Origin of the sequence: Streptomyces sp. CA-142005 (genome assembly GCF_050942335.1) — a bacterium.
In the GTDB taxonomy this organism is placed as follows: Bacteria; Actinomycetota; Actinomycetes; order Streptomycetales; family Streptomycetaceae; genus Streptomyces.
In genome coordinates, this window is sequence record NZ_CP192078.1 from 8484352 (window position 1) to 8500051 (window position 15700).

General features: G+C 71.0%; 13 protein-coding genes. 11 read left to right on the top strand and 2 right to left on the bottom strand.

Annotation, left to right across the window (positions count from 1 at the left end; translation table 11 throughout):
* The first annotated feature begins 119 nt into the window (after positions 1-119).
* From shc to ACQPXS_RS39170, 8 genes are all read left to right on the top strand, one after another.
* Positions 120-2147 (top strand): squalene--hopene cyclase, encoded by a 2028-nt coding sequence (gene shc / locus ACQPXS_RS39135; protein WP_433454212.1) that lies wholly within the window; start codon positions 120-122, stop codon positions 2145-2147.
* Positions 2148-2149: 2 nt separating this feature from the next.
* Complete coding sequence (locus ACQPXS_RS39140; protein WP_433454213.1) at positions 2150-2791, top strand: 1-hydroxy-2-methyl-2-butenyl 4-diphosphate reductase; 642 nt, start codon at positions 2150-2152, stop codon at positions 2789-2791.
* A 5-nt stretch (positions 2792-2796) separates the two neighbouring features.
* Positions 2797-3822 carry an adenosyl-hopene transferase HpnH gene (gene hpnH / locus ACQPXS_RS39145; protein ID WP_351807029.1) on the top strand — a complete coding sequence of 342 codons (1026 nt, stop codon included), beginning with the start codon at positions 2797-2799 and terminating at the stop codon, positions 3820-3822.
* Positions 3823-3826: 4 nt separating this feature from the next.
* Positions 3827-4954 carry a flavodoxin-dependent (E)-4-hydroxy-3-methylbut-2-enyl-diphosphate synthase gene (gene ispG / locus ACQPXS_RS39150; protein WP_433454215.1) on the top strand — a complete coding sequence of 376 codons (1128 nt, stop codon included), beginning with the start codon at positions 3827-3829 and terminating at the stop codon, positions 4952-4954.
* Between the two features lie 39 nt (positions 4955-4993).
* Entirely contained in the window at positions 4994-6946 is a 1953-nt protein-coding gene (gene dxs / locus ACQPXS_RS39155; protein ID WP_433454217.1) for a 1-deoxy-D-xylulose-5-phosphate synthase, read from the top strand.
* Positions 6947-6997: 51 nt separating this feature from the next.
* Positions 6998-8383: an aspartate aminotransferase family protein gene (locus tag ACQPXS_RS39160; protein ID WP_433454219.1), complete on the top strand. Its 1386-nt coding sequence runs from the start codon at positions 6998-7000 to the stop codon at positions 8381-8383.
* A 165-nt stretch (positions 8384-8548) separates the two neighbouring features.
* On the top strand, positions 8549-9172 hold the full coding sequence (locus ACQPXS_RS39165) for a helix-turn-helix domain-containing protein (RefSeq protein WP_433454220.1): 624 nt from the start codon (positions 8549-8551) through the stop codon (positions 9170-9172).
* Positions 9169-9291, top strand: coding sequence for a DUF6126 family protein (locus tag ACQPXS_RS39170; protein WP_351807035.1), 123 nt, complete (start codon positions 9169-9171; stop codon positions 9289-9291). The genes ACQPXS_RS39165 and ACQPXS_RS39170 overlap by 4 nt, the downstream gene beginning before the upstream one ends.
* A gap of 51 nt (positions 9292-9342) precedes the next feature.
* On the opposite strand, the gene ACQPXS_RS39175 is transcribed toward ACQPXS_RS39170, so the two are convergent.
* On the bottom strand, positions 9343-10140 hold the full coding sequence (locus ACQPXS_RS39175; RefSeq protein WP_356311150.1) for a tyrosine-protein phosphatase: 798 nt from the start codon (positions 10138-10140) through the stop codon (positions 9343-9345).
* A gap of 175 nt (positions 10141-10315) precedes the next feature.
* Between ACQPXS_RS39175 and ACQPXS_RS39180 the strand changes: the two genes are divergently transcribed.
* The 3 genes from ACQPXS_RS39180 (at position 10316) to ACQPXS_RS39190 (ending at position 14618) form a co-directional block, all read left to right on the top strand.
* The gene (locus ACQPXS_RS39180) at positions 10316-12388 is read left to right on the top strand and encodes an alpha-galactosidase (RefSeq protein ID WP_433454222.1); all 2073 of its coding nucleotides are present in this window, start codon (positions 10316-10318) and stop codon (positions 12386-12388) included.
* 375 nt (positions 12389-12763) lie between these two features.
* Entirely contained in the window at positions 12764-13606 is an 843-nt protein-coding gene (locus ACQPXS_RS39185; RefSeq protein WP_433454224.1) for a M23 family metallopeptidase, read from the top strand.
* Positions 13607-13832: 226 nt separating this feature from the next.
* Positions 13833-14618, top strand: coding sequence for an SGNH/GDSL hydrolase family protein (locus tag ACQPXS_RS39190; RefSeq protein ID WP_390684157.1), 786 nt, complete (start codon positions 13833-13835; stop codon positions 14616-14618).
* A 450-nt stretch (positions 14619-15068) separates the two neighbouring features.
* Here the strand turns inward: ACQPXS_RS39190 and ACQPXS_RS39195 are convergent, their stop codons facing one another.
* Positions 15069-15683 carry a TetR/AcrR family transcriptional regulator gene (locus tag ACQPXS_RS39195; protein ID WP_366488831.1) on the bottom strand — a complete coding sequence of 205 codons (615 nt, stop codon included), beginning with the start codon at positions 15681-15683 and terminating at the stop codon, positions 15069-15071.
* Between the last annotated feature and the right edge of the window lie 17 nt (positions 15684-15700).

The window sequence follows — 15700 nt, forward strand, 5'->3', positions numbered from 1 at the left end:
ACTATCGGCCCAACACGCCTCGCGTAGTCGCCGGCCGGTGTCCGAGGATCGACATCAGGACACCGGCCGACGGCGGACCCACAGCAGCACGACTCGCACGACTGCACGAAGGGGAAGCCATGACAGCGACGACCGACGGAAGCACCGGGGCGACTGTGCCGTCCCGCGCTGCCGCGGCCAGCGACACCACCGCCATCACCACCCCCGAGACGGCCGGGGTACAAGAAGCCGCCGCACGCGCCGCCCGGCGCGCCACCGACTTCCTGCTCGCGCGGCAGGACGCCGAGGGCTGGTGGAAGGGCGACCTGGAGACGAACGTCACCATGGACGCCGAGGACCTGCTGCTCCGCCAGTTCCTGGGGATCCGCGACGAGAAGCCCACGCAGGCCGCCGCCAAGTTCATCCGCGGCGAGCAGCGCGAGGACGGCACCTGGGCCACCTTCTACGGCGGGCCCGGCGAGCTGTCCACCACCGTCGAGGCGTACGTCGCCCTGCGCCTGGCCGGCGACGCGCCCGACGCCCCGCACATGGCCAAGGCCTCCGCCTGGATCCGTGAGCGCGGCGGTATCGCCGCCTCCCGTGTCTTCACCCGGATCTGGCTGGCCCTGTTCGGCTGGTGGAAGTGGGAGGACCTGCCCGAGCTCCCGCCGGAGCTGATCTACTTCCCCACCTGGTTCCCGCTCAACATCTACGACTTCGGCTGCTGGGCGCGGCAGACGATCGTGCCGCTCACCATCGTCTCCGCCAAGCGCCCGGTGCGCCCGGCGCCGTTCCCGCTGGACGAGCTGCACACCGACCCGGCGAACCCCAACCCGCCGCAGCCGCTCGCCCCGGTGGTGAGCTGGGACGGGCTGTTCCAGCGGCTCGACAAGGTGGTCCGCGGCTACCGCAGGGTCGCCGTGCGCAGACTCCGCAAGGCCGCGATGAACTCGGCGGCCCGGTGGATCATCGAGCGGCAGGAGAACGACGGCTGCTGGGGCGGCATCCAGCCCCCGGCCGTGTACTCGGTCATCGCCCTGCACCTGCTCGGCTACGACCTCGAACATCCCGTGATGCGCGAGGGCCTCGCCTCGCTGGACCGTTTCGCCGTATGGCGCGAGGACGGCGCCCGGATGATCGAGGCCTGCCAGTCCCCGGTGTGGGACACCTGCCTCGCCACCATCGCTCTCGTCGACGCGGGTCTCCCCGTCGACCACCCGCAACTGGTCAAGGCGGCCGACTGGATGCTCGGCGAGGAGATCGTCCGGCCCGGCGACTGGGCCGTACGCCGGCCCGGACTCCCGCCGGGCGGCTGGGCGTTCGAGTTCCACAACGACAACTACCCCGACATCGACGACACCGCCGAGGTCGCCCTCGCGCTGCGCCGGGTCCGGCACCACGACCCCGACCGCGTGGACGGGGCGATCGGGCGGGCCGTGCGCTGGAACCTCGGCATGCAGTCGAAGAACGGCGCGTGGGGCGCCTTCGACGTCGACAACACCAGCCCGTTCCCGAACCGGCTGCCGTTCTGCGACTTCGGCGAGGTCATCGACCCGCCGTCGGCCGACGTCACCGCGCACGTCGTGGAGATGCTCGCCGCCGAGGGGCTCGCCCACGACCCGCGCACCCGGCGCGGCGTCGACTGGCTGCTCGCCGAACAGGAGCCGGACGGCTCGTGGTTCGGCCGCTGGGGCGTCAACTACGTCTACGGCACGGGCTCGGTGGTGCCCGCGCTGACCGCGGCCGGGCTGCCCGGCTCGCACCCGGCGATCCGGCGGGCGGTGGGCTGGCTGGAGAGCGTGCAGAACGACGACGGCGGCTGGGGCGAGGACCTGCGCTCCTACAAGTACGCCACGGAGTGGAGCGGCCGTGGCGCCTCCACCGCCTCGCAGACCGCGTGGGCGCTGATGGCGCTGCTCGCGGCGGGGGAGAAGGACTCCAAGGCCGTCGAGCGCGGCATCCAGTGGCTGGCCGACACCCAGCGCGAGGACGGCACCTGGGACGAGCCGTACTTCACCGGCACCGGCTTCCCCTGGGACTTCTCCATCAACTACCACCTGTACCGGCAGGTCTTCCCGCTCACCGCGCTCGGCCGGTATCTGCACGGCGACCCCTTCGAGCGCGGCCTCCTCGCCCGGAAGCCGCTGTCCGAGGCGAAGGGGAGCTGACTTTGACCACCCGGCCCGCATCCGTCCCGCTGCTGATCGCCTGCGCGCTCGGCATCGAGCACCTCGCCCTGCGCACCGGGGACAGAGGCGGGGCGGACGGGCCGGTCAGCTTCCTCCGTACGGGCATGGGTCCCCGTGCGGCGGAACGCTCCGTCACCCGGCAGCTCGCGGGCCCGGCGCTGGCCGGCGCGGCCGTGATGGCCACCGGCTTCTGCGCCGGGCTCGCTCCCGGTATGCACCCCGGCGACCTGGTGGTCGCCGAGGAGACCCGGGACCCGCGCGGCGCCGTCGCCTGCGTGGGCACCGAACTGCTCGTCAAGGAACTCGTGCGCATCCTGCCCGGACGCACGGTCCACACCGGCCCGCTCACCGGCTCCGACCATGTGGTCCGGGGCCATGAGCGGTCCGACCTGCTCGCGACCGGAGCGATCGCGGTCGACATGGAGTCGGCGGCCACGCTCCTCACGGCCGTCCGCGGCGGAGAGCGCCCGGTCGCAGCCGTACGGGTCGTCGTGGACGCTCCCGAACATGAACTCGTCCGGATCGGCACCGTACGCGGTGGAATATCTGCTTTCCGTGTTCTTCGCTCCATTCTTCCCGCATTTTTCGAATGGCACCGTTCTTTGCTGCTCCCCCGGAGGTGAGCCAGATGGCCATGCCGTTGCGCCAGACAATCAAGGTCGCTACATATCTGTTCGAACAGAAGCTCAAGAAGCGGGACAAGTTCGCCCTGCTGGTCGAGTTGGAGCCGCTGTTCGCGTGCAACCTCAAGTGCGAGGGCTGCGGCAAGATCCAGCATCCGGCGGGCGTCCTCAAGCAGCGCATGCCCGTCGCCCAAGCCGTGGGCGCGGTGCTGGAATCCGGTGCGCCGATGGTGTCCATCGCCGGTGGCGAACCGTTGATGCACCCTCAGATCGACGAGATCGTGCGGCAGTTGGTCGCCAAGAAGAAGTTCGTGTTCCTGTGCACGAACGCCCTTCTCATGCGCAAGAAGATGGACAAGTTCAAGCCCTCGCCGTACTTCGCGTGGGCCGTGCACATCGACGGGCTGCGCGAGCGGCACGACGCCTCGGTGGCGAAGGAGGGCACCTTCGACGAGGCCGTGGAGGCCATCAAGGAGGCCAAGCGGCGCGGCTTCCGGGTGACCACCAACTCCACCTTCTTCAACACCGACACCCCGCAGACAGTCATCGAGGTGCTGAACTACCTCAATGACGACCTGAAGGTGGACGAGATGATGCTCTCGCCCGCCTACGCCTACGAGAAGGCCCCCGACCAGGAGCACTTCCTCGGTGTGCAGCAGACCCGCGAGCTGTTCAAGAAGGCCTTCGCGGGCGGCAACCGCAGGAAGTGGCGGCTCAACCAGAGCCCGCTCTTCCTGGACTTCCTGGAGGGCAAGGTCGACTTCCCCTGCACGGCGTGGGCGATCCCGAGCTACTCGCTCTTCGGCTGGCAGCGTCCCTGCTATCTGATGAGCGACGGATACGTGTCCACGTACCGCGAACTCGTCGAGGAGACCGACTGGGACAAGTACGGCCGCGGCAAGGATCCGCGCTGCGCCAACTGCATGGCACACTGCGGCTACGAGCCGACCGCCGTACTGGCCACGATGGGCTCCCTGAAGGAGTCCCTGCGGGCCGCGCGCGAGACCATGACGAGCGGAAAGCAGGGCTGAGGCGATGACCGCCGTGCCCTTGGGCGTTCCCGAGGTACCGGCCCGGCCGGTCGCGCCGCGGCGGCAGTCGCGGCAGATCCAGGTCGGGCCGGTGGCGGTCGGGGGCGGGGCCCCGGTGTCGGTGCAGTCGATGACGACGACCCGTACGTCGGACATCGGCGCCACCCTGCAGCAGATCGCGGAACTCACCGCGTCCGGCTGCCAGATCGTCCGCGTCGCCTGCCCCACCCAGGACGACGCGGACGCCCTCGCGACCATCGCGCGCAAGTCGCAGATCCCGGTGATCGCGGACATCCACTTCCAGCCGAAGTACGTCTTCGCGGCCATCGAGGCCGGCTGCGCGGCGGTCCGGGTGAACCCGGGCAACATCAAGAAGTTCGACGACCAGGTGAAGGAGATCGCGCGCGCCGCGAAGGACCACGGCACGCCGATCCGGATCGGCGTCAACGCGGGCTCCCTGGACCGGCGGCTGCTGCAGAAGTACGGCAGGGCCACCCCGGAGGCGCTGGTGGAGAGCGCGCTGTGGGAGGCGTCGCTCTTCGAGGAGCACGACTTCCGGGACATCAAGATCTCCGTCAAGCACAACGACCCGGTCGTGATGATCGAGGCCTACCGGCAGCTCGCCGAGCAGTGCGACTACCCGCTGCACCTGGGGGTCACCGAGGCCGGCCCGGCGTTCCAGGGCACGATCAAGTCGGCGGTGGCCTTCGGGGCGCTGCTCAGCCGGGGCATCGGAGACACGATCCGGGTGTCGCTGAGCGCTCCGCCCGCCGAGGAGGTCAAGGTCGGCATCCAGATCCTCCAGTCGCTGGGGCTCAGGCAGCGGCGCCTGGAGATCGTCTCCTGTCCCTCCTGCGGCCGGGCCCAGGTGGACGTCTACAAGCTCGCGGAGGAGGTCACGGCGGGCCTCGAGGGCATGGAAGTGCCGCTCAGGGTCGCGGTGATGGGGTGTGTGGTGAACGGTCCCGGCGAGGCCCGTGAAGCCGACCTCGGAGTTGCCTCGGGCAACGGAAAGGGGCAGATCTTCGTGAAGGGCGAGGTCATCAAGACCGTCCCCGAGTCGAAGATCGTGGAGACCCTCATCGAGGAGGCCATGAAGCTCGCCGAGCGGACGATCCCCGCAGACGAATGAGTTGAGCAGAGCACGGCACGGACCGAGAGGGGGCACAGCGTGACCATTCTGGAGACCATCCGGACACCACGCGACCTGAAGGCGCTGTCCGAGGCGGAACTCGGTGAACTGGCCCACGAGATACGCGAGTTCCTGGTGCAGGCGGTATCGAGGACCGGAGGTCACCTCGGGCCCAACCTGGGGGTGGTGGAACTGTCCATCGCACTCCACCGGGTCTTCGAGTCGCCGGTCGACCGCATCCTGTGGGACACCGGCCACCAGTCCTATGTACACAAGTTGCTGACGGGACGTCAGGATTTTTCCAAGCTGCGCGGCAAGGGCGGACTGTCCGGCTACCCCTCACGCGAGGAGTCCGAGCACGACGTCATCGAGAACAGCCACGCCTCCACCGCGCTCGGCTGGGCCGACGGCCTCGCCAAGGCCAACCAGGTGCAGGGGGAGAAGGGCCATGTGGTCGCGGTCATCGGCGACGGCGCGCTGACCGGCGGCATGGCCTGGGAGGCGCTGAACAACATCGCGGCCGCCAAGGACCGCCCGCTGATCATCGTCGTCAACGACAACGAACGCTCCTACGCCCCGACCATCGGCGGCCTCGCCAACCACCTGGCCACCCTGCGCACCACCGACAGCTACGAGAAGGTCCTCGCCTGGGGCAAGGACGTACTGCTGCGCACACCGATCGTCGGGAACACCATCTACGAGTCCCTGCACGGCGCGAAGAAGGGCTTCAAGGACGCCTTCGCCCCGCAGGGCATGTTCGAGGACCTGGGCCTGAAGTACGTCGGCCCGATCGACGGCCACGACGTCAAGGCCGTCGAGTCGGCGCTGCGCCGCGCGAAACGCTTCCACGGCCCGGTGCTGGTCCACTGCCTCACCGAGAAGGGCCGCGGCTACGAGCCCGCCCTCGCCCACGAGGAGGACCACTTTCACACCGTCGGTGTGATGGACCCGCTGACCTGCGAGCCCCTCGCACCGTCCAACGGCCCTTCCTGGACCTCGGTGTTCGGCGACGAGATCGTCAAGATCGGCGAGGAACGCGACGACGTCGTCGCCATCACCGCGGCCATGCTGCACCCGGTGGGCCTCGGGAAGTTCGCCGAGCGCTTCCCCGACCGCGTGTGGGACGTCGGCATCGCCGAGCAGCACGCGGCCGTCTCGGCGGCCGGCCTCGCCACCGGCGGGCTGCACCCGGTCGTCGCCGTCTACGCCACCTTCCTCAACCGGGCCTTCGACCAGTTGCTGATGGACGTCGCCCTGCACCGCTGCGGCGTCACCTTCGTCCTCGACCGGGCCGGCGTCACCGGCGTCGACGGGGCCTCCCACAACGGCATGTGGGACATGTCGATCCTCCAGGTCGTCCCCGGTCTCCGGATCGCCGCCCCGCGTGACGCGGGCCAGTTGCGCGCCCAGCTGCGCGAGGCCGTCGCCGTGGACGACGCACCGACCCTGGTCCGCTTCCCGAAGGAGTCGGTCGGCCCGGACATCCCGGCCGTCGACCGGGTCGGCGGCATGGACGTGCTGCACCGTGCCGAACGCCCCGAGGTGCTGCTGGTGGCCGTCGGCGTGATGGCCCCGGTGTGCCTCCAGGCGGCCGACCTGCTGGAGGCGCGCGGCATCGACTGCACGGTGGTGGACCCCCGTTGGGTCAAGCCCGTCGACCCGTCGCTGCCGGGCCTCGCCGCCGAACACCGGCTGGTGGCCGTGGTCGAGGACAACAGCCGCTCCGCGGGCGTCGGTTCGGCCGTGGCGCTGGCCCTGGGCGACGCCGACGTGGACGTGCCGGTACGGCGGTTCGGCATCCCGGAGCAGTTCCTCGCGCACGCCAAGCGCGGTGAGGTGCTGGCCGACATCGGTCTCACGCCCGTCGAGATCGCCGGGCGGATCAGCGCCGGCCTCGCGGTGCGGGACGCCGGGCGCGGGGCCGGCAGTGCCGGGAAAGGCCGCATCGCGTCCGCGGCGCCGTCGGGGCTCGTCGCGCCCTCGCGGCGGTAGCCGCGCACCGACTGGGCCCCGCGTCCTTCGGGGCACTGACAAGGAGAGTGAATGAGCACGGAGTTCGACCTCGGCGCCCTGCTCGCCGAGCGCGGAGCCGAGCGCTACGAGCTGCACACCAAGCACCTCAACCCGCAGCTCCCGCGCATGCTGCACACCATCGGCTTCGACAAGGTCTACGAGCGGGCCGAGGGCGCCCACTTCTTCGACGCGGACGGCAACGACCACCTGGACATGCTCGCCGGGTTCGGGGTGATGGGCCTCGGCCGCCATCACCCGGTCGTCCGCAAGGCGCTGCACGACGTGCTCGACCTGGACCTCGCCGACCTCACCCGATTCGACTGCCAGCCGCTGCCCGGACTGCTCGCCGAACGGCTCCTCACCCACAGCCCGCACCTGGACCGGGTGTTCTTCGGCAACAGCGGCACGGAGGCCGTCGAGACGGCCCTGAAGTTCGCCCGGTACGCCACCGGCAGGCCCAGGATCCTCTACTGCGACCACGCCTTCCACGGCCTGACCACCGGCTCCCTGTCGGTCAACGGCGAGAGCGGCTTCCGCGACGGCTTCGCCCCGCTGCTGCCCGACACCGCCGTCCCCCTCGGTGATCTCGACGCCCTGGCGCGGGAGCTGAAGAAGGGCGACGTGGCCGCGCTGATCGTGGAGCCGATCCAGGGCAAGGGGGTGCACGAGGCCCCGCCCGGCTATCTGCGCGCCGCGCAGGAGCTGCTGCACAAGCACAAGGCGCTGCTCATCGCCGACGAGGTGCAGACCGGTCTCGGCCGTACCGGCGACTTCTACGCCTACCAGCACGAGGACGGCGTCGAACCCGACCTGGTGTGCGTGGCCAAGGCGCTGTCCGGCGGGTACGTCCCGGTCGGCGCCACCCTGGGCAAGGACTGGATCTTCAAGAAGGTCTACTCGTCCATGGACCGGGTCCTGGTCCACTCGGCGAGCTTCGGTTCCAACGCGCAGGCGATGGCGTGCGGACTCGCGGTGCTGTCGGTCATGGAGAACGAGCAGATCGTCGCGGGCGTGCGCAAGACGGGCGAGCTGCTGAAGTCCCGGCTGACCGCGCTGGTCGACACCTACGAGCTGCTCGCCGACGTCCGCGGCCGGGGCCTGATGATCGGCATCGAGTTCGGCAGGCCCTCCTCGCTGAAACTGCGCAGCCGCTGGACCATGCTCCAGGCCGCCCGCAAGGGCCTGTTCGCGCAGATGGTCGTCGTACCGCTGCTGCAGCGGCACCGGATCCTCACCCAGGTCTCCGGCGACCACCTGGAGGTGATCAAGCTGATCCCGCCGCTGATCATCGACGAGGCGGACGTCGAGCGGTTCATGGATGCCTTCACGGCGGTGATGGACGACGCGCACAGCGGCGGCGGCCTGATGTGGGACTTCGGCAAGACACTCATCAAGCAGGCGGTCGCCAACCGCTGATCCCACCGCACCCGCCTCCGTCCCGCACCGACCGGCATGCCCCGGTGCGGGACGGAGGTGTTTCGGCCAGTCACAGGACGGAAGGGTCAGGCGAAGCCGGCCCGCGAGTCTTGCCTCAGAGGCAAAAAAATTGCCGCACAGGCAAAAAAGCGGCTCAATGGAGGCATGAACGCCTCAGACGCCGGACCACCGGCGGACCCGGGCGACGAGCTGCCCGCCGTCGCACCGCAGCTGCGGGCACTGCGCCGGCGCACCGGCCTCACCCTGGAGGCCGCGGCCCGCGCCGCCGGGCTCTCACCGGCCCATCTGTCCCGGCTGGAGACCGGACAGCGGCAGCCGTCGCTGCCGATGCTGCTGGCCCTCGCCCGTATCTACGGTACGACCGTCTCCGAACTGCTCGGCGAGACGGTCGCCGACCGTGACGCGATCGTGCGGTCCGGCGACATGGAGCCGACCCGGGCGGGCGGCTGGACGTACTTCCAGGCGGGGGCGCCGGGCCGCGGCATGCAGGCCCTGCGCGTGCGCGTGCCGTTCGGCTCGCAGGGCGACGTCGTGCGCGTCCATCCGGGCGAGGAGTGGCTCTACGTCCTCCGGGGCCGGCTGCGGCTGCGCCTCGGTGACGCGGCGCACCTGCTCGCGCCCGGCGACAGCGCCCACTTCGACTCCCTCACCCCGCACCGCCTCGCCGCCGTGGACCACGACGGCGTCGAGCTGCTGTTCGTCCACACCCTGCTGCAGAGCCCCACGGCCACGCTGTGCCTGGGCCCGCTGACCGGAGAGCTGCCATGAGCGACTTCGAGACGAAGTTCCCCCGTTCCCTGTGGATCCGGCTGATCATCTACATCGCGGCCGGCCATGTCCTGGCCGCGTTCCTCTTCCTGCTGTTCGCGTTGGGAGCGAAGAACTGACCCGGCCGGGCCGTCATGCCGGCGTCGCTGCCGGACACGGGCCTGGCTCGGTCAGTCCAGCAGACGCTCGCGCAGCACGTCGCGGGACGCCGGGGTGAGACCGAGACCCTGTTCCAGGTAGGTGTCCACCCCGCCCCAGGTCCCCTCGATGGTCTCGAACGCCGCGTGCAGGTACTCGGCACGGGCGTCGAAGAGGGGGCTGAGGAGCTCCATGATCTCCGGGGTGTACGCGGTGTCCGCGCTGCCGCTGCGGCGGACCTTGTAGCGCCGGTGCTTGGCGTTGGACTCCAGGTAGTCGGCGACGATCGCCTCGCGCTCCACACCGAGCGCGAGGAGCGTCACCGCCATCGAGATGCCCGCGCGGTCCTTGCCCGCCGCGCAGTGCATCAGGGCGGGCACGCTGTCCTCGACGAGGGCGCGCAGCACCTGGGAGTGCTCGGCGGTGCGTTCCGTGACGATCGACCGGTACGAGGCGATCATCCGTGCCGCCCCCTTGCCGTCGTCCAGGATGCCGCGCAGCTGGTCGAGGTCGCCGTCGCGGACCATCTTCCAGAACTCGGCGCCGTCCGCCGGGTCGCTCAGCGGCAGGTTCACGTTCCGCACGCCGGGCAGCTCGACGTCCGGGCCCTCCAGCTTCTGGTCGGCCGCGTTGCGGAAGTCGAAGATCGTGTGCAGGCCCAGGGAGGCGAGGAAGGCCGCGTCGTCCTCCGTCGCGTGCGCCAGGTGCCCGCTGCGGAACAGCACGCCGTGACGCACCCGCCGTCCGTCCGTGGTGGGCAGTCCGCCCACGTCACGGAAATTGCGCACACCGGCCAGCTCCGGCTCGGTCGACGGGACCTGCTGCGTCACGGGGGCTCCTCCCGGGTCGGGCCCCGCCGTCGCATCTCGCCGGCGGGCGCTCCGTCGACCATACGACATCGGTTTCCTCGGGCAAGGAGTTGTCCACAGGCATTGTCACCAAGGGCCGCGCCCCCTGATGATGTTGGCACTTGAGCGGATCTGTTGGCACCTGTGAGGTCTTTTCGTGGTGGACATCGCCGAAGACGGTCGTACCTGGCTCCTTTCGGGGCCCACCAGTAGCTATGCCCTGCATCTCACCGACGCGGACGAGCTGCTCCACCTGCACTGGGGGCCGCGCATCGCCCTCCCGGACGCGGAGGCCCTGGCCGTGGACCCGCTGCCCGGCTACTGGCCCTTCGAGTCCCCGCTCGACGGCCGCGAGGAGTACCCCGTCGAGGGCGGCCCCCGCTTCGTCCGCCCCGCCCTGTCCGTGCGCACCGGTGAGCGCCGCGGCACCGAGTGGCGTTTCGTGTCGTACGACACACAGGGCGACGAGCTGCGGCTGCGCTTCGACGACGACGGCCTCGCCGTCACCCTGCACTACCGGATGCGCGCGGACGTGGTCGAGCGCTGGGTCACCGTGGCGAACGGCACACAGACGCGCGTGGAGCTGCTGCGCGCCGACGCGGCCACCTGGACCCTGCCCGAGCGCGACGGCTGGCGGCTCTCCCAGCTGCACGGCCGCTGGGCCGCCGAGTCCCGCCTCACCACCGCCCCGCTCACCTACGGCGAGAAGGTCATCGGCAGCCGCCGCGGCCACACCGGCCACCAGCACCTGCCCTGGGTCGCGCTCGACACCGACGCCACCGAGGAACACGGCGAGGTCTACGGCTGCGCGCTCGGCTGGTCCGGCTCCTGGCGCATCGCGGTCGCGCAACTCCCGGACGCGCGCGTACAGATCACGGGCGGCGCCGGCTACGACGACTCGGGCCTGCTGCTCCTCGAACCGGGGGAGTCGTACACCACTCCCGTCTTCGCCGGCCTGTGGAGCGACGGCGGTTTCGGCGCCGCGAGCCGCACCTGGCACGCCTACCAGCGCGCGTACGTCATCCCGGACGCCGGGCGGGACCGGCCGGTGCTGTTCAACTCCTGGGAGGCGACGACCTTCGACATCTCCGAGGAGCAGCAGCTCGCGCTCGCCCGCCGGGCCGCCGGGATCGGCGTGGAGCTGTTCGTCGTGGACGACGGCTGGTTCGGCGCCCGCACCAGCGACCGCGCGGGCCTCGGTGACTGGACCCCCAACCCCGACCGCTTCCCGCACGGCCTGAAGCCCCTCGCCGACCAGGTGCACGGCCTCGGCATGCAGTTCGGCATCTGGGTCGAGCCCGAGATGGTCAACCCGGACAGCGACCTGTACCGCGCCCACCCCGACTGGGTGCAGTACCAGCCGGGACGGAAGCGGACGGAACTGCGCAACCAGCTCGTCCTCAACCTCGCCCGCGAGGACGTCCAGGAGTACCTCTGGGAGCAGCTGGACACCCTGCTCTCCAGCGCGCCGATCGACTATGTGAAGTGGGACTTCAACCGCTGCTTCACCGACGCCGGCTGGCCCGGCGAGCCGTACCCGCAGCGCCTGTGGGTGGACCACGTCCGCGCCTTCTACGCCCTGCTGGACCGGCTGCGCGCGGCCCACCCGAGGGTCGCCTTCGAGTCCTGCTCGGGCGGCGGCGGCCGGATCGACCTCGGTGTCATGAGCCGCACCGACCAGGTGTGGACCTCCGACAACACCGACCCGCTCGACCGGCTCGCCATCCAGCACGGCTTCAGCCAGATCCACCCCGCCCGGGTCATGGCCGCGTGGGTCACCGACAGCCCGAACACCCAGCTCAACGGCCGGGTCAGCTCCCTGCGCTTCCGGTTCGTCAGCGCCATGGCGGGCGTCCTCGGGGTCGGCGGCGACCTCACCGAGTGGACCGACCAGGAGCTGGCCGAGGCCCGGCGGTGGGTCGACCTCTACAAGGAGATCCGTCCAGTCGTCCAGCAGGGCGAGCTGTACCGGCTGCGGCCCCCGGCCGGCGGTCTGAGCGCCGTCCAGTACGTCCTGGGGGAGGAGACGGTGGTCCTCGCCTGGCTCCAGGCGCAGAGCTACGGCGAGCCGGTGCCGGCGCTGCGCCTGCGCGGGCTCGACCCCACGGCGTCGTACGAGTGCCGCGAAACGGGGGAAGTGCACCGGGGCGCCGTCCTGCTGCACCACGGGCTGCGTACCGGGCTCCAGGGCGACCTGGATGCGACGGTCCTCCGGCTGCGCCGCATCTGAGCTTTCTGCCTGGATTGGCGCCTTCGTTACAACTCGCCCAGGAATGAGGGATCAAAAAGGGGAATTGAAAGACCCCGGGATGCGGGGATTCACGGAGGGTGACCGTGAATTCCCGCATTCGATCTCCGGGACGGTCGGAAACCGACGCTTGTTTCCGTGCGTCCCGCTCGCTTACGTTCCCCACCAGTCCGGACGGAACGCCGAGTCCTGCCGCCGCCCGGAGTCCCACACTTGACCCGCGTTCGGCAGGAGCGGGGGACCCACCAGGTACTACCGCCTGTCCGGTCTCCGCGACAGGCTCGGGGTGAAGCCGCCACGGCGGCGAAGGGTAAGCACCGACGTCCCAAGACCCCGCGTTTCTCCCGGTCGATCGCCGTGGCCGGATCCGGTGGCGCCGCCCTGGCCCTCCCGCTCATCGGAACCACGGGAGCGCACGCCGCGACCACCACGCAGGGCATTTCCGCAAAGGCCGTGCAGTCCCTTAATTCGGCGGCGAGGAAGACCGCCGCGCAGACGAATCCGTCCGTGCGCACCTACACGGTGCGATCCGGCGACTGCCTTGCGGCGATCGCCGACGAACAGCATGTCGCCGGCGGCTGGCACCGCCTCTACGAAGACAACCGCCAGGCCGTCGGCGACGACTCCTCGCTGATCCACCCGGGCCTGAAGCTCGCGCTCGGCACGCAGGCCGCACAGCCCCGCCCCGAGCCCGCCGCCCCGAACCGGTCGTCGGCCAAGACTCAGTCCGCTGCCCCCCAGGCGGCCCCGGCGCCCGAGTCCACCGGAGCCGCCGCCCCGACCACGGCCGCCGGCTTCACCCTCCCGGTGACCGGCGCGACCGCCGGCACCGGCCACCACGTGGCCGGCGGCATGTGGTCCAGCGGCCACCACACCGGAGTCGACTTCGTCGTACCGACCGGCACCCCGGTCAAGTCCGTCGGCGCGGGCACGGTCGTCTCCGCCGGCTGGGGCGGCGCCTACGGCAACCAGGTCGTCATCAGGCTGAACGACGGCCACTACGCGCAGTACGGCCATCTCTCGCAGCTCTCCGTCACGGCCGGGCAGACCGTGACCGCGGGCCGGCAGATCGGCCTGTCCGGCGCCACCGGCAACGTCACCGGCCCGCACCTGCACTTCGAGATCCGCACCACGCCGGACTACGGCTCGGACATCGACCCGGTCGCCTACCTCCGCGCGCACGGCGTCCCGGTCGTCTGACGCCCGAGCACCCGGACCACCTTCCTGACACGCCGCCGAAGGCCGGACCCCCACCCCCCGGGTCCGGCCTTCGGCGTACCGTCCGGCGCCTATTCCTGGATTGGCAAACTATTTAAGGGTGTCACATCTCACCGTTCGTCAACCCCTCCTTACGGTCGCGTAAGTCACATACGAAGGGGAATCATGGTCCGACGTGGCAGACGATTCGAAGAATGACAACAGATCAGTGATCGGGTCGTACGTGGCGGTGGGGGACAGCTTCACCGAGGGCGTCGGCGACCCGGGGCCCGACGGGGCGTTCGTGGGCTGGGCCGACCGGTTCGCGGTACTGCTCGCCGACCGGCAGCCCGAGGGCGACTTCCAGTACACCAATCTCGCGGTCCGCGGGAAACTGCTCGACCAGATCGTGCAGGACCAGCTCCCGAAGGCCGTCGAACTGGCCCCGGACCTGGTCTCCTTCTGCGCGGGCGGCAACGACATCATCCGGCCCGGCACCGACCCGGACGAGGTGGCCGAGCGCTTCGAACGGGCCGTGGCCCGGCTGGCCGAGGTGGCCGGCACGGTCTTGGTGACGACCGGCTTCGACACCCGTGGCGTCCCCGTGCTCAAGCATCTGCGCGGCAAGATCGCCACGTACAACGGGCACGTCCGCGCCATCGCGGACCGGTACGGCTGCCCGGTGCTCGACCTGTGGTCCCTGAAGTCCGTGCAGGACCGCAGGGCGTGGGACAACGACCGGCTGCACCTCTCACCCGAGGGGCACACACGCGTGGCACTGCGCGCGGGTCAGGCCCTCGGCCTTGAGGTACCGGCAGACCCGGAGCAGCCGTGGCCGCCGCAACCGCCGCGGGGCACCCTGGAGATCCGCCGCGACGACGTCCACTGGGCCCGCGAGTACCTCGTCCCGTGGATCGGCCGCCGACTGCGCGGCGAGTCCTCGGGCGACCATGTGACGGCGAAGGGCACCCTGTCGCCCGACGACATCAAGATGCGCATCGCCTCGGTGGCCTGACCGGCGCCCACGTGCCCCGTGCCGCGGAATGCGGTGCGGGGCACGGGCACGGCTGCCGGGGGGGCGGGGTGTGGGGTGCCTGGTGTTCCGCGGTGCGACGGGGCGGGGCACCGCGCCGCCCGACCCGGGATCGATCGCACGGTGTCGGGCGGGACCGAGGCCGATCGGGACGTGTGTCGTGTCGGGGCGGCCCGTCGCCGTGACCGCGGGCACCGCGCGGCCCGCCTCGCGGGGCGAGGGGGGCGAGCCCGGGCAGGCACGCGCATATCCGGCGTCGTCGCGCGCCGGCCCTCGCACGCTCGCCGCCGATGTGCAGGCCCTGTCACGCCGGCTCCCTCGATCCAGCTTGGTGCTGTGCGCCGGACCCGAACGCGCTCGTGCGGGCGCGCACCCCGTGGCCTCCCGCTCGCGTCGGCCGGAAGGCACCGCCGCCCGCGCCGGCCCAGGGCACTAGCGCTCCGTCAACTCCACCCGGTCCAGTCCGAGTTCCCGTGCGAGCGCCTCGTCGACCCATTCCTGCGCGCGTGTTCGCGGCACCGCTCCCGGGTACGACGTCAGCTGGACGGCGAGCCCGTCCAGCAGCGCGGTCAGCCGGAGCGCGGTGCCCATCGGATCGGCGCAGGCGAACTCGCCCGCCGCCACGCCCTCGGCGATGACCTCGGCGATCGCCGCCTTCCACTGCTTGTCGAGGTCCCGGGTGACCTCCCGCAGGGCCGGCTCGCGCAGGGCCACCGCCCAGCCCTCGATCCACAGGCGCCAGCCCTTGGCCTGCCCGGTCGGCGCGTACCAGCGCACCGCGGCCCGCAGCCGGCGCAGCGCGGACGTCCGCCGGCCCAGCAGCTTGCGCAAGTGCGCGAGATCGTCCTCCGCCGCGTACGTGAACGCGGCCGCGACCAGCTTCTCCTTCGTCGAGAAGTGGTACAGCACCAGCGCGTTGCTCACCCCGAGCGCCGCGGCCACGTCGGCGATCCTGACCGCCGCCACGCCCCGCGCCTCGATCTGCCCGATGGCGGCCCGCAGCAGCTCCTCCCGCCGCTCGGCCACGCTCAACCGCACTCTCGCCACGCGGTCACCCTACACAG

What these genes read in the sequence shown, in the direction of transcription:
- shc (WP_433454212.1), top strand. Translation starts at nt 120, where the DNA reads ATGACAGCGACGACCGACGGAAGCACCGGGGCGACTGTGCCGTCCCGC.
- hpnH (WP_351807029.1), top strand. Translation starts at nt 2,797, where the DNA reads ATGGCCATGCCGTTGCGCCAGACAATCAAGGTCGCTACATATCTGTTC.
- ispG (WP_433454215.1), top strand. Translation starts at nt 3,827, where the DNA reads ATGACCGCCGTGCCCTTGGGCGTTCCCGAGGTACCGGCCCGGCCGGTC.
- ACQPXS_RS39160 (WP_433454219.1), top strand. Translation starts at nt 6,998, where the DNA reads ATGAGCACGGAGTTCGACCTCGGCGCCCTGCTCGCCGAGCGCGGAGCC.
- ACQPXS_RS39165 (WP_433454220.1), top strand. Translation starts at nt 8,549, where the DNA reads ATGAACGCCTCAGACGCCGGACCACCGGCGGACCCGGGCGACGAGCTG.
- ACQPXS_RS39170 (WP_351807035.1), top strand. Translation starts at nt 9,169, where the DNA reads ATGAGCGACTTCGAGACGAAGTTCCCCCGTTCCCTGTGGATCCGGCTG.